The following is a 13,553-nucleotide window of genomic DNA, read 5'->3' on the forward strand; positions in this document are numbered from 1 at the left end:
AGTGGAGAAATTCTTCTAAGCTTATTAATAATCCCCTCAGCAACTCATCGTTGTGTGATCCGTATTCTGTGTTTACGTCGTTATGACTTGTGATTAAAGCGGAGAAATCTTTGTAAGCTTATCAATAATCCTTCTCAGTAACTAACATTACTGTGTTTTTTACTTCTTATTAGATTATGGTGAAGTAGATGACAATATTTTGATTTTTCTAGTTAATGAATTGATTTTATTATTTTTTATTAATTAATTTGAATTGGTAGACTCTTTTAGTTAAGGGAAGAAGAAGATTAGATTAGCTCTAATTAATATCAAAAGTGTATAAGTTAAATCAGTATCTATAAATTATCATGAGTAGATAAAAAATATATAAAATCAGCTAGTTGCGTCTCTGCTATATTTGAAAAGAAATCAAGACAAGTTACTTGGCATGAAATTATTTCAATCACCCTTGAAATACTCGACAAGGTGCTTAACATTAGTTAGATTATTTAGCATTCTAGAAGTCTAAACGTATAAAAGTGTAAAAAGGGGATGAACGATGCCGATTCGTTTACCAGACGAGTTACCTGCTGTGAATTTCTTGCGCGAAGAAAATGTTTTTGTCATGACAACGACAAGGGCTAGCCTTCAGGAGATCCGTCCCTTGAAAGTATTAATATTAAACTTAATGCCCAAAAAAATAGAAACTGAAAACCAGTTCCTAAGGCTATTGTCGAATACACCTTTACAGGTTGATATTCAACTATTGAGAATTGACCAAAGAGAGTCAAAAAATACACCGATAGAGCATTTGAATAATTTTTATTGTGATTTTGAGGATATTAAAGGCCAAAATTTTGATGGCTTAATTGTCACTGGAGCTCCTTTAGGTTTAGTGGAATTTGATGATGTGTGTTATTGGAGCCAAATTGAAAAAGTGATTACATGGGCTAAAGATCATGTGACTTCAACACTTTTTGTTTGCTGGGCGGTACAAGCAGCATTAAAAGTGCTTTATGATTTGCCAAAATGGACACGTACAGAAAAACTTTCGGGTGTTTATCAACATGATACATTAGAGCCACATGCATTACTAACTCGGGGATTTGACGCCTCATTTTATGCGCCTCACTCACGGTATGCTGATTTTCCTGAGGAGCTTATTCGAGAGTATACGGACTTGGAAATACTAGCGAGTTCTGAAGAAGCTGGAGCTTACTTATTTGCGTCTAAAGATAAACGCCTTGCTTTTGTTACAGGGCACCCTGAATACGATAAAGATACGCTTGCTCAGGAGTATTGGCGTGACTTTGATGCGGGGATATCTCCAGAGATCCCATGTAATTATTTTAAAAATAATGATCCAAACAACCCGCCATTGATCAGTTGGCGGAGTCATGGGCACTTACTTTTTTCTAATTGGTTGAATTATTATGTGTACCAGATCACACCTTTCGATCTTAGTCACATGGAGCCGACTTTAGACTAAAAAAGAATCATTATTTTGCTGGTTTTTTAATAATCATTAGGAATGTGGGACTTTATTAATTTTTATGGGGTTAAATTCCAGTTAAAAGATCATTTACAGTATAAAAGCAGCTACTTTGTAGCTGCTTTTTTGTTTTTCGGACAAACTATTCTAATTATAAATCGTTTGATAATTACTTTATTTAACAGATAGTTAACATATATTATTTTAATAACGAAAATAAAAACCTAAAAAAATTTATAAAAAAACTCATATTTATCATTTAGTTATTAGTGTTTTTCATTAAAATGGAAATCGTTTTTGATTTATTTTGTTTTTGAGATTAAGCTTAATTCATAAACAAATATGAATGAGGGTTGCTCAATGGAACACCAATTATTAGCATCAGATTTAATATTTACTAAAGGAATAGCTGATCGAGATAATCGAGTATTACATAATGATTCTATTGAATTTCTTGTTCATTTAGTTGAGGTTTTTTTACCTCGCAGAAATAAATTACTGAAAGAAAGGCTGGAAAGACAGGCAAAAATTGATGCAGGTGAATTGCCAGGTTTTATTTCGGAATCGAATTCCATAAAAAATGAAAATTGGAAAATACAAAATATTCCAGAAGACTTACGTGATCGTCGTGTTGAAATTACAGGCCCTGTGGAACGCAAAATGGTTATTAATGCCTTGAACGCTAACGTTAAAGTTTTTATGGCAGATTTTGAAGATTCTCTTTCGCCTTCTTGGGAAAAGTTAATTGATGGGCAGATCAACTTAAGTGATGCTATTAACGGTGATATTTCCTATACCAATGAGAATGGTAAGGTTTATCAGCTTAAATCAGATCCTGCTGTATTAATTGCCCGCGTCAGAGGTTTGCACCTCGATGAAAAGCATGTGTTATTTGGTGACACGCCAATTCCTGGCGGGTTATTTGATTTTGCACTGTATTTTTTCAATAACTATCAAGCATTGTTAAAAAAAGGCAGTGGTCCTTATTTTTACATTCCAAAGCTAGAATCTTGGCAGGAAGCGAAATGGTGGAGTGATGTTTTTAGTGCTGCCGAAGACTTTGCAGGATTACCTCGAGGAACAATTAAAGCAACGGTTTTGATTGAAACATTACCTGCCGTATTTCAAATGGATGAGATCCTTTATCACATGCGCCACCATATTGTTGGATTAAATTGTGGACGCTGGGATTATATTTTCAGTTATATCAAAACATTAAAAGAGCACTCTGATAGGGTGTTGCCCGACCGGCAAGTCGTCACAATGACCCAAGACTTTTTAAGTGCATATTCTCGTTTGTTAATTAAGACGTGCCATCGTCGCGGGGCGTTTGCCATGGGGGGGATGTCTGCATTTATTCCGAGTAAAGATGAAGAAGAAAACCAGACGATTCTAGCCAAGGTAAGAGCTGATAAAGAATTAGAAGCAATAAATGGCCATGATGGCTCCTGGGTAGCGCATCCAGGTTTAGCTGATGTTGTCATGGCGGTTTTTGATAAGACACTTGGTGAGCGGGCTAACCAACTTGATGTGTCTCGTGATTCTGACCCAGAAATCACCGCTGAGCAGCTTTTAACACCTTGTTCTGGTGAAAGAACTGATGCTGGAATGAGAGCGAATATCCGCGTTGCAGTGCAGTATATCGAAGCTTGGATATCGGGTAATGGCTGTGTCCCTATTTATGGACTAATGGAGGATGCGGCAACAGCTGAAATTTCAAGAACCTCTATTTGGCAATGGATAAGGCATGGTAAATCCTTGTCAAATGGTGAAAAGGTAACCAAGGTTCTTTTCGAAGAGATGTTAGATGAAGAGCTTCAGGTTATCCAAAAAGAGCTGGGAGATAAGCGCTTTCAAAGTGGGCGTTTCAGAGAGGCGGCAGATTTAATGAGGCGCATTACAACGCAAGACGAGCTCATTGAGTTTCTGACTATCCCTGGATACCAATTATTAGACTAATAATTGCAAATATAACATTCGATAAACCCTACATATTTTTATAAAGGAAGTGGATCATGACGACATCGCGCTTAGAGCAAATTGCCCAATTAGAAAATGAATGGAAAAAACCACGTTGGAAAGGTATTACACGCCCGTATTCGGCTGAAGACGTTATTAAGTTACGTGGTTCAGTTAATTTGGAATATACATTAGCACGTAAAGGCGCTGAACGTTTTTGGGAACAGCTGCACGGGAAATCTAAAAAAGGCTATGTTAATGCACTTGGTGCATTAACGGGCGGGCAAGCTTTGCAACAAGCAAAAGCAGGCATTGAAGCGATTTATTTGTCAGGTTGGCAAGTCGCTGCTGATGCAAATACTGCTTCGAGTATGTATCCAGATCAGTCACTTTACCCTGTTGATTCTGTACCTTCAGTTGTGCAGAAGATTAATAATACTTTTCGTCGAGCTGACCAAATTCAATGGGCTAATGGGATTGGGCCAGATAACAAAGAATATATTGATTTCTTTTTGCCTATTGTTGCGGATGCCGAAGCGGGTTTTGGTGGAGTACTAAACGCCTTTGAATTAATGAAGAATATGATAGAAGCGGGTGCGGCGGCTGTACATTTTGAAGACCAACTTGCGGCAGTGAAAAAGTGTGGTCATATGGGGGGTAAAGTTTTAGTGCCGACCCAAGAAGCTATCCAAAAATTGGTTGCTGCAAGGCTAGCTGCGGATGTGTCTGGTGTTCCAACTATTTTAATTGCTCGTACAGATGCGGATGCTGCTGACCTTTTGACTTCCGATTGTGATGAGTATGATGCAGGTTTTGTGACGGGAGAACGTACATCAGAAGGCTTTTTCCGTACTAATGCGGGTATTGAGCAAGCGATCAGTCGTGGCTTAGCTTATGCACCATATGCTGACCTTGTTTGGTGTGAAACATCAAAACCTGACTTAGAAGCTGCAAGGCAATTTGCGAATGCTATTCATGCGAAATACCCTGGAAAGCTACTGGCTTATAATTGCTCTCCATCGTTTAACTGGAAGAAGAACTTAGATGATGCCACGATTGCCCGCTTCCAAGATGAACTCGCAGCTATGGGTTATCGCTTCCAGTTTATTACATTAGCAGGTATCCACAGTATGTGGTTTAACATGTTTGACCTTGCACATTCTTATGCCCAAGGAGAAGGAATGCGCCATTATGTAGAAAAAGTTCAGGAATGTGAATTTGCGGCAATGAATAAGGGGTATACCTTCTCTTCACACCAACAAGAAGTGGGCACAGGCTATTTTGATAAGGTGACAACTGTTATTCAAGGTGGAACTTCTTCAGTGACGGCTTTAACGGGGTCAACAGAAGAAGAGCAATTCTAGTCAGTATTTTCTTTATTCGGTGTTTCTGTTTATTTGATGTATCGGTTAACTTTCAGGCACGTTAAGTGCCTGTTTTTTCTTTAAAGAAATAAATGGGGGGTCAATATGATCCTGACAACTGAGCAGATCATCGCCCAAACAATCTTGCAGGGATTTGATGCGCAATATGGGCGCTTCCTTGAAATAACATCGGGGGCTCAAGAACGGTTTGAGCGGGCAGACTGGCATGCTGTGCAATCTGCGATGAAACAACGTATTCAACTATATGATCATCATGTTGGATTAGTTGTTGCTCAGTTACAATTTATGGGGTTAGTACAATCATTAACACCTGATAAATTGGCGTTAATCAAAAATGTTTATAAAACATTGTTACCTGATTATCCACGCTTTGAAATTGCAGAAAGTTTTTTTAACTCAGTATACTGCCGATTATTTCAGCATAGAGAACTGACCCAGGATAACTTATTTATCTTTACCTCGCAGCCAGCGAGGCGCTTTTCTTCTTCTCCGCGGCCTCTCGCGAGGGAATACCATGCGGATGATAATTTAGCTTCTTTGCTGTTTTCAATTTTGAGTGGGTTGCCATTAAGGTTACCTTGGAGAAATTTAAGTTTTGATATTCAATGTATTATAAAATCTCTTGAACATCAGTTTTTGAATGCTAATTTGCAAAAATGTAGCCTGCATATTGCAAATGAGCTGTTTTACCGCAATAAAGCAGCTTGGTTGGTAGGCAAAATTTATATTAACGATAAAGTGTATCCATTTTTATTACCAATTCATCAAGATGAACATGGCAAAATATATATTGATACTTGTTTAGTCACATTTGATGAGGTGAGTATCGTATTTGGTTTTGCTCGTTCTTATTTTATGGTATATGCCCCTTTTCCTGTAGCACTGGTGTTTTGGTTAAGGGAAATCCTGCCAAGTAAGTCGATTGCTGAGCTTTATATGGCGATTGGGTGCCAAAAACATGGGAAAACAGAATATTATCGAGAGTATTTAGCGTACATTAACTTTTCTAGAGAGCAATTTACCATTGCGCCAGGGGTTAAAGGGATGGTGATGTTGGTGTTCACTGCACCTGCTTTTGATCGGGTATTTAAAATTATTAAAGATACATTTGCACCGCAAAAAAATGTGACAAAAGAAAGGGTGCAAGAGTGTTATCGGATCGTCAAAGAACATGATCGAGTCGGGCGAATGGCGGATACCCAAGAATTTGAAAATTTTGTGATAAATAAAAGTGCGATTAGCCACGAATTAATGAGAGAACTGTTAAATGAAGCACCATCACAGATTGAAGATCTGGGGGACAAGATATTAATTCGTCATTTATATATGGAAAGAAAGATGGTGCCGCTGAATATTTACATGGATAACGCAAATGGTGAGCAGCTAAATAATGCATTGAATGAGTACGCCTGGGCAATTAAACAGTTGGCCGCTGCAAATATTTTCCCAGGGGATATGCTTTTTAAAAATTTTGGTGTCACACGGCATGGGAGAGTTGTGTTTTATGATTATGACGAAATTTGTTATATGACGGAGGTCAATTTTCGTCATATACCCGAAGCACAGTACCCTGAGCAGGAATTATCTGGGGAGCCGTGGTATAGCATCGGCGAGCATGATGTTTTCCCAGAGGAGTTTGCTTCATTTATTTGCCAAAATAGGCAAATTCGTGATTATTTACAGCAACATCATGCCGATTTGTTTTCAGCGGATTATTGGCAAACACGACAAAAACGCATTTTAAATGGTCATGTAGAGGATGTTTATGCATACCGTGAAGAATTACGTTTTTGCTATCAATTTAACGAATTACTACCTTGTTGAGTGGTCGTATTATCCCTTGTAAGGCGAGTTAGATAGAGACTCGGTGATAGCCGAGTCGTTGATAAATTTAGGCTTGTATACCTTGAATTGCATCTTGAGCTAACTGTGTGATTTTTTCATAGTTCCCAGAGTTCAATGCATCTTCAGGGACTAACCATGACCCTCCAATACAAAGCACGTTATCTAGAGCTAGATAGTCACGATAGTTAGTTAATGATATTCCACCAGTTGGGCAGAATTTTACTTGCGAAAATGGGCCTGTAATGGCTTTGAGTGCTTTAACGCCACCATTCGCTTCAGCGGGGAAAAATTTGAATTCTTTTAAACCATAATTCATACCAAGCATCAGCTCTGAAACGGTAGAAATACCTGGAATTAAGGGGATATTTCCTTGAACTGCGGCGGCTAATAGTTCTTCGGTTAAACCTGGGCTGATAGCAAATTGAGCACCTGCTTGGGAAACTTCCATGAGTTGTTTTGCATTAATGACAGTACCAGCTCCGACAATGGCCTCTGGTACTTCTTGAGCAATTAAACGAATTGCATCAATGGCACACTCAGTTCTTAGAGTCACCTCTAACACGTTGATACCACCATCAATAAGGGCTTTTGCGAGAGGTACGGCTTGTTCTAGTTTTTTGATAACAATGACGGGGACGACAGGACCTTGTTTAAGAATAGCCTCTGCTGACGTTTTCCAATTATTCATATTTTATTCCTATTAGTAAAAATAGATTAAAAATCAATACTGCAGGCGCCTTTTTCGGCATCAGATAAATTGCGTCTTAATGCACCGAAAAGCTCTCTGCCGCAACCCATATGCTTATCACTCAAGCCATGTTTACATACGGGACGTTTCGCGATTTCTTGCTCATCAATAAGGAGTTGTAGTTCACCAGTTAGCGCATTCACTCTGATCATATCTCCATCTTTGACTTTTGATAGGAGCCCACCAGTGTATGCTTCTGGTGTCACATGAATGGCAGATGGTACTTTACCTGATGCGCCTGAAAGTCGTCCGTCAGTCACTAGGGCAACTTTATAGCCCCTATCCATTAGCACACCAAGAGGTGGCATTAATTTATGAAGCTCTGGCATGCCATTAGCGGATGGGCCTTGAAAACGAACGACGATGATACAATCCCGATTTAAAGCTCCTGACTCAAATTGGGCGGCAATATCATTTTGATTATTAAAGACAACCGCAGGAGCCTCAATAATCTGATTTTCTTCAGGAACCGCAGATGTTTTCATCATTGCACGGCCTAAATTACCAGAAAGTAATTTTGTTCCACCATGATGGGAAAAAGGCTTATCAATTTGTGCAATGACTTCGGGATTATATGAATCTTTAGGGCCATCACGCCATTCTAAATGACCGTTATTTAGCCAAGGTTCTTGTGTATAACGGGAAAGGCCAAAACCTGCAACCGTGTTAACATTTTCATGTAATAGCCCTTTTTGTAGTAATTGATGAATTAATAATGCAACCCCCCCTGCTGCTTGAAACTGATTGATATCCGCCTGCCCATTTGGATAAATACGGCAAATCAGCGGGACAATCTCAGAGAGATCAGAGAAATCATCCCAATTAATGATAATACCTGCGGCACGGGCAATGGCAACGAGGTGCATGGTGAGGTTGGTTGAACCTCCCGTTGCAAGTAGGGCAACAATACCATTGACGATCACTTTTTCATCAACTAAATGCCCGATAGGTAAATATTGGCCTGATTGTTCAGTTAAACGAGTGATTTGTTGTGCAGCTGCGTTTGTTAATGCATCACGTAGGGGCGTTTCGGGAGGAACAAAAGATGCGCCTGGTAAATGTAAGCCCATGACTTCCATAACCATTTGGTTTGAGTTAGCTGTTCCATAAAAAGTACAAGTTCCAATACCATGATAGGATGCGGCTTCGGCTTCTAATAATTCGCTTCGGCCAACTTTCCCTTCAACATATAGCTGGCGAATACGCACTTTCTCTTTGTTGGGTAATCCTGTAGACATGGGACCTGCGGGAACAAAAATCGCGGGAAGGTGGCCAAATGATAAAGCACCAAGCATTAAACCAGGCACAATTTTGTCACAAATGCCTAAATATAGTGCACCATCAAACATATTGTGAGATAAGCCAATTGCTGTTGACATTGCGATGACATCACGACTGAGCATAGATAGTTCCATACCATCTTGTCCTTGAGTCACGCCATCACACATGGCAGGAACGCCAGCTGCGACTTGTCCGATAGAGCCTGCATTAAGTAATGCTTTTTTTAATTGTTCTGGGTAGTGATCGTATGGACGATGCGCAGACAACATGTCGTTATAAGAATTAATAATGGCAATATCCGCCCGAGTCATACTTTTGAGTATTTGTTTTTCTTCTGTCTGACAGGCAGCAAAACCGTGAGCGAGGTTACCACAAGCTAACGAAGCGCGATGAACAGTTGTGGTACGAGCCTGTTCAATTTTGCTCAGATAAGCGGCACGTGTTTGTGCTGAACGACAAATAATGCGTTGAGTGATATGTGCCAGTTCATCATGGATAGTGGTTAATGTCATGGTTTCAGAGATACTTTTGCTCATGATAATTGCTCCATAAGGCGGATAAAAAATAATGATTTCTACTTGGTTTTAGATTGTGTCTTGTTCATTCAGCAGCCGTTATTTTTTCAAAATCAAACATTGTTACCGGTAACATTGTTTAGCTAAAAAGTTTAAATAGCAATCATCAAAGTGAAAATTAAACACTAACTGTGACTTTAATCAAAATTAGCCAATCAACAGTTCTGTGCAGAAAAAGAGCAAATCGCATGCTATAGTGATAAAAATAAAGGTGTTAATGGCTGATTGATGCTATTTATACGATGATTGAGTTAAATGTAGCGGATAAAAATACAAGAGTCTTCGAATGCTAAAACACGTTGTTATTGTTGTAGTGTGGTTATATGCATCCATTGTGAATGCACAAGTAGCGCTATCCGCAGGGTCGTATACGGTTTTGATGAATATACTCAGCCAGCAACGTGAATTAAGTCAACATCATCAGCAAGCAGAAAAAGTTGAAATGATTACTCAGTCTTTAATAGGCACACCGTATAATAAATATACGTTAAATCAATCTCGGGCCACCATAGAAACACTCGTTGTGAACTTAAAAGCGATGGATTGTATGACGTTTATTGAATATACAGAGGCATTCAAACGCTCTGAAAGTTATGAGCAATTTATAACAAACTTAACAGATATTCGTTATGTTGATCAGAATATTAGCTTTACTAATCGGCGTCATTTTTTTTCGGATTGGGCACAAGAACCTAACCCAATCGCTTGGGATATTACTCAACAAATCAGTCCACATGCGGTAATGGTAAATAAAAGACTTAATTTGAATAACCAGGGTAGTTTTTTTATTGCAGGGGTGTCTGTAAAAGACAGGCTAATCCACTATATACCAGTGAGATTTGTTGATAATAATGTCATTAACCATTTAAAAACAGGGGATTATATTGGTATTTATTCTGAAAACAGTGGGTTGGATGTCTCACATGTCGGTATCATTATTAAACAAGGAGATAATACTTTATTTAGAAATGCATCGTCACTAAAAGGAAACTTAAAAGTCAGTGATACCGAGTTAAAGCATTATTTAGCAGGAAAACAGGGCATTATTATTTTTAGGGCAAAATAGATTAATTATCAAATCATAAGGATTAAAATAATAGCTATTTAATCATTTTTGCTGATTATTTGTCATAAATAAAAGGGAGTTTCATTTAGGTAGCCAATTAAACAGTTAGTTTCACTTTTTTTAAAAAATGAAATTAAATTAAGAATATGAATTGGTATGTATTTTTATTAGTTACTAATTATTACCAGTAACATTAAAAGTGTAAAAGGATATTAAATTATCGATTTGATCAATAAAGTATCACAATATATTTTAAATGCATTAAATTTAAAAAAAGCTTTTATAAAGCAATAGATTGCTTTATAAATAATACGAAAGTCTCTTTTTTTTGTATATAAAAAACAGGTTTACCTATCAATTTCTGTTATTTTGATTGTTCATAACTATTTTAAATGTATTCGATTAATTTTATAATGATTAATACTAGCTAAATTTTATTTTCTTATTTAGGAGATGGTTATGCATATCGTTAACAAGAAAAATATTTATGCATTATTGGGAAATCATTTACGAAAAGCTAGAGTGAGCAAGGGGTTATCTGGGAATGAGCTAGGTTCAGTTATTCAGTTAAGCCAGCAACAAGTATCTCGTTATGAGTTAGGAATTAACAAATTAAGTTTAGATAAATTAATTGAAATAGTCATTTTTCTAGATATCGATATTAATGAAATTACTAAATTGATCATAAAGCAGGTTGAGTATGAAAAAAATGAGCTAATACCAAGTTAAAAATTTTTTATGATATTTCAATAAATTTCATGGTTAATTTGCTGTATTAAAAAGTGATTCTACCTACAAGGAACTGATTTCTCATTTATTACGTTGCCTAATAAAAATAAATTAATGGATTGTACTTACTGTTATAAGTATCGTTATGATGATAAATTCTTAAGAGTGAAAAATATTCAAGTCTATTTTGCACAACTGTAATTAATTGAATTAATATTTTTTCAAATTAAAGCGATTAATATCTTCTTAATAATTTTTTGTATTTTTATTTCATTTTTTAAGTGGGTAACAACAAGCGCCTATTAGTAAAAAATGGTGATTGATGAAAGTTTTTTTGTTTCATTCTGAACATAAAAAATGTATTGTAGTATGAAAAACAAGCTTACTTATTTTTTCTATAAGAGATAGAAGAGGGTAGGTAAGCTTTAAAAAAATGCACCTATGCTAATTTATTCTACCTACAATTTTTCTATTAAGTTCTACTATAGAAAAGCTGTACGGTTTCTATAGTGTTATCGATAACCTTGTGTTTAAATATGCAACACACTACAGGTAGGATAAGGTTAAAGTTTGATGTTGAAATATATAGGGATATTTTTCATTTTCTTACTTGTTGGGTGTACAGCTCCCACGTCAAATAATGGTTATTACGTCGATAAACGCTACCCTTCTCAAAATACCAGTGAACGCATCCAGTATGTTATTTTGCACTATACGGTGTCTGATGATAATCATTCTATTAAAATATTGACGAAAGGTAAGGTCAGTTCTCACTATCTAATTCCAAGTCATCCAGATACTAAAGAGGGTAAACCTATTGTATTGCAACTCGTTCCTGAAGAGTTAAAGGCTTGGCATGCAGGTGATAGCCGGTGGCTTTACCATACCAGCCTGAATGATTCTTCAATAGGGATTGAAATTGTGAATGCTGGCTTTCAGGGAGATAAAAAAGGGGACAAAAGCTGGCCTCCTTTTAATGAGTCACAGGTTACAGCCTTAATTCCGTTATTAAAAGATATTATGCAGAGGTATAACATTCCTCCCGAGAATATCATTGGTCATAGTGATATTGCACCGTTACGTAAGCAAGACCCTGGTAGAGCCTTTCCATGGCAACGCCTTTCACAACAAGGTATCGGGGCTTGGCCTGATCCTAAAACAGTGAGTAAGTACCTTGCAGAACGAAATGTGAATGAGCCTGCTAATATACTTCGTCTCCAGAAAGCGCTGAAGTTTTACGGGTATTCAGGTATTCCGTTATCAGGTCAGTTGGATGTACAAACGAAAAAAACCTTACGTGCATTTCAATTACACTTCAGACCGCGGGATATTGAGGGGTTAGCGGATGCAGAGACAGAAGCTATCGCCCTTGCATTGATTGAAAAATATCGCGATATATCAAAATTTAAAGCCTTTGAGAGAACGAGGCAGCTAGAACATGTCCCTACTACACAGCAAGGGGATTAGTTTTTTAAACACCCTTGGTTTTACAGTGTGTTACCAATAAAAGTGCGGGTTTCCCCGCATTTTATGTTTCTGAGATGCTGAAACTAGCGATTTGCCCCATACTCGCGGCTAATTTCTTTTGCCGCTTTGATGACCATCGCACCTAACTCTGTAATGCGGTCATCTGTGATTCGAGATAACGGCCCAGAGATAGATATCGCAGCAAAAGCCTCTTTGTGTTCATCATAAATACAGGCACCAATGCATCTTAAGCCTAAAGCATGCTCTTCATCATCATAAGAAAACCCTTGTTTCTTGGCTTGCTGTAAATTTTCTTTTAATGCAGAAGGGTTGGTTAAGGTAAAGGGGGTATAAGCATGTAACCCTTTACGGCTTAAAAGTGGAATGAGCTTATCTTCAGGTAAATTAGCGATAAACGCTTTACCTGCACCAGATGCATGTAAAGGGAGTTTGCCACCAATTGGCGCAGACATGCGCATTAATGCAGTACATTGTACTTGGTCGACAATAACGGCATCGTACTCAGTATGGTCAAGAATCGCTAAATTGACGGTTTCACCAGATTCATCCATTAAACGACGTAAAATAGGGTGAACTAACGCTAACAAATTCCGACTTTCTAAGAAACTACTACCAATAATAAAGGCGTTGGAGGCGATAACCCACAAACCTAAGTCACCCGTTTGGCGTACAAAGCCGTGCTGTTCTAAGGTCATTAATAGCCGGTGTGTTGTTGAGTTTGGTAAGCCCGCTTGTAATGCGAGATCAGTTAAAGCAATGCCCCCAGTAGATTCAGAAATATATTCCAACAGTGTGAGTCCACGGCTTAATGATTGAACTTGCCCTGCTGCGGTTGCACCACTTGCTGGCCCTTTTGCTTTTTTAAGTTTTTTTGTAATTGGTGCCGTTGCCATTAAGCCTCTCCTGACTGTAATGAAATTTGATTCTATTATGAACTAACTAAGCTGAAAATACTCATCGGATCAGTGAGGAAGTGATCGTCACATAACCTGAGAAACTCTCATCA

Annotated in this window: 10 protein-coding genes; 7 read left to right on the forward strand and 3 right to left on the reverse strand. The window is 37.7% G+C overall.

Annotated features, from left to right (window positions below):
* Positions 1–538: 538 nt before the first annotated feature.
* The 4 genes from metA (at position 539) to aceK (ending at position 6,639) form a co-directional block, all read left to right on the forward strand.
* On the forward strand, positions 539–1,468 hold the full coding sequence (metA, locus tag PR808_RS19610; RefSeq protein ID WP_272539930.1) for a homoserine O-acetyltransferase MetA: 930 nt from the start codon (positions 539–541) through the stop codon (positions 1,466–1,468).
* Positions 1,469–1,831: 363 nt separating this feature from the next.
* On the forward strand, positions 1,832–3,430 hold the full coding sequence (gene aceB / locus PR808_RS19615; protein WP_272539931.1) for a malate synthase A: 1,599 nt from the start codon (positions 1,832–1,834) through the stop codon (positions 3,428–3,430).
* A 56-nt stretch (positions 3,431–3,486) separates the two neighbouring features.
* Positions 3,487–4,794 (forward strand): isocitrate lyase, encoded by a 1,308-nt coding sequence (gene aceA, locus PR808_RS19620; protein ID WP_206086209.1) that lies wholly within the window; start codon positions 3,487–3,489, stop codon positions 4,792–4,794.
* 105 nt (positions 4,795–4,899) lie between these two features.
* Positions 4,900–6,639 (forward strand): bifunctional isocitrate dehydrogenase kinase/phosphatase, encoded by a 1,740-nt coding sequence (aceK, locus tag PR808_RS19625; protein ID WP_272539932.1) that lies wholly within the window; start codon positions 4,900–4,902, stop codon positions 6,637–6,639.
* Between the two features lie 67 nt (positions 6,640–6,706).
* On the opposite strand, the gene PR808_RS19630 is transcribed toward aceK, so the two are convergent.
* Both PR808_RS19630 and edd read right to left on the reverse strand, forming a co-directional pair.
* A complete protein-coding gene (locus tag PR808_RS19630; protein WP_206086211.1) occupies positions 6,707–7,348 on the reverse strand; it encodes a bifunctional 4-hydroxy-2-oxoglutarate aldolase/2-dehydro-3-deoxy-phosphogluconate aldolase in 642 nt (213 codons plus the stop codon).
* 26 nt (positions 7,349–7,374) lie between these two features.
* Positions 7,375–9,201, reverse strand: coding sequence for a phosphogluconate dehydratase (edd, locus tag PR808_RS19635; protein ID WP_375084293.1), 1,827 nt, complete (start codon positions 9,199–9,201; stop codon positions 7,375–7,377).
* A 349-nt stretch (positions 9,202–9,550) separates the two neighbouring features.
* Here edd and PR808_RS19640 point away from each other — a divergent pair, with 349 nt between their 5' ends.
* The 3 genes from PR808_RS19640 to PR808_RS19650 all read left to right on the forward strand — a co-directional run bounded on the left by PR808_RS19640 (position 9,551) and on the right by PR808_RS19650 (position 12,526).
* On the forward strand, positions 9,551–10,330 hold the full coding sequence (locus tag PR808_RS19640) for an N-acetylmuramoyl-L-alanine amidase-like domain-containing protein (RefSeq protein ID WP_272539933.1): 780 nt from the start codon (positions 9,551–9,553) through the stop codon (positions 10,328–10,330).
* A gap of 459 nt (positions 10,331–10,789) precedes the next feature.
* A complete protein-coding gene (locus PR808_RS19645) occupies positions 10,790–11,059 on the forward strand; it encodes a helix-turn-helix domain-containing protein (RefSeq protein ID WP_225820633.1) in 270 nt (89 codons plus the stop codon).
* Between the two features lie 573 nt (positions 11,060–11,632).
* Positions 11,633–12,526: an N-acetylmuramoyl-L-alanine amidase gene (locus PR808_RS19650; protein ID WP_206086215.1), complete on the forward strand. Its 894-nt coding sequence runs from the start codon at positions 11,633–11,635 to the stop codon at positions 12,524–12,526.
* A gap of 83 nt (positions 12,527–12,609) precedes the next feature.
* On the opposite strand, the gene iclR is transcribed toward PR808_RS19650, so the two are convergent.
* Positions 12,610–13,440: a glyoxylate bypass operon transcriptional repressor IclR gene (gene iclR / locus PR808_RS19655; protein WP_225820635.1), complete on the reverse strand. Its 831-nt coding sequence runs from the start codon at positions 13,438–13,440 to the stop codon at positions 12,610–12,612.
* Positions 13,441–13,553: the final 113 nt, after the last annotated feature.

Origin of the sequence: Providencia sp. PROV197 (genome assembly GCF_028479625.1) — a bacterium.
GTDB lineage: Bacteria > Pseudomonadota > Gammaproteobacteria > Enterobacterales > Enterobacteriaceae > Providencia > Providencia vermicola.

What these genes read in the sequence shown, in the direction of transcription:
- PR808_RS19640 (WP_272539933.1), top strand. Translation starts at nt 9,551, where the DNA reads ATGCTAAAACACGTTGTTATTGTTGTAGTGTGGTTATATGCATCCATT.
- PR808_RS19630 (WP_206086211.1), bottom strand. Translation starts at nt 7,348, where the DNA reads ATGAATAATTGGAAAACGTCAGCAGAGGCTATTCTTAAACAAGGTCCT.
- aceA (WP_206086209.1), top strand. Translation starts at nt 3,487, where the DNA reads ATGACGACATCGCGCTTAGAGCAAATTGCCCAATTAGAAAATGAATGG.
- aceB (WP_272539931.1), top strand. Translation starts at nt 1,832, where the DNA reads ATGGAACACCAATTATTAGCATCAGATTTAATATTTACTAAAGGAATA.
- PR808_RS19650 (WP_206086215.1), top strand. Translation starts at nt 11,633, where the DNA reads ATGTTGAAATATATAGGGATATTTTTCATTTTCTTACTTGTTGGGTGT.
- aceK (WP_272539932.1), top strand. Translation starts at nt 4,900, where the DNA reads ATGATCCTGACAACTGAGCAGATCATCGCCCAAACAATCTTGCAGGGA.
- metA (WP_272539930.1), top strand. Translation starts at nt 539, where the DNA reads ATGCCGATTCGTTTACCAGACGAGTTACCTGCTGTGAATTTCTTGCGC.
- PR808_RS19645 (WP_225820633.1), top strand. Translation starts at nt 10,790, where the DNA reads ATGCATATCGTTAACAAGAAAAATATTTATGCATTATTGGGAAATCAT.
- edd (WP_375084293.1), bottom strand. Translation starts at nt 9,201, where the DNA reads ATGACATTAACCACTATCCATGATGAACTGGCACATATCACTCAACGC.
- iclR (WP_225820635.1), bottom strand. Translation starts at nt 13,440, where the DNA reads ATGGCAACGGCACCAATTACAAAAAAACTTAAAAAAGCAAAAGGGCCA.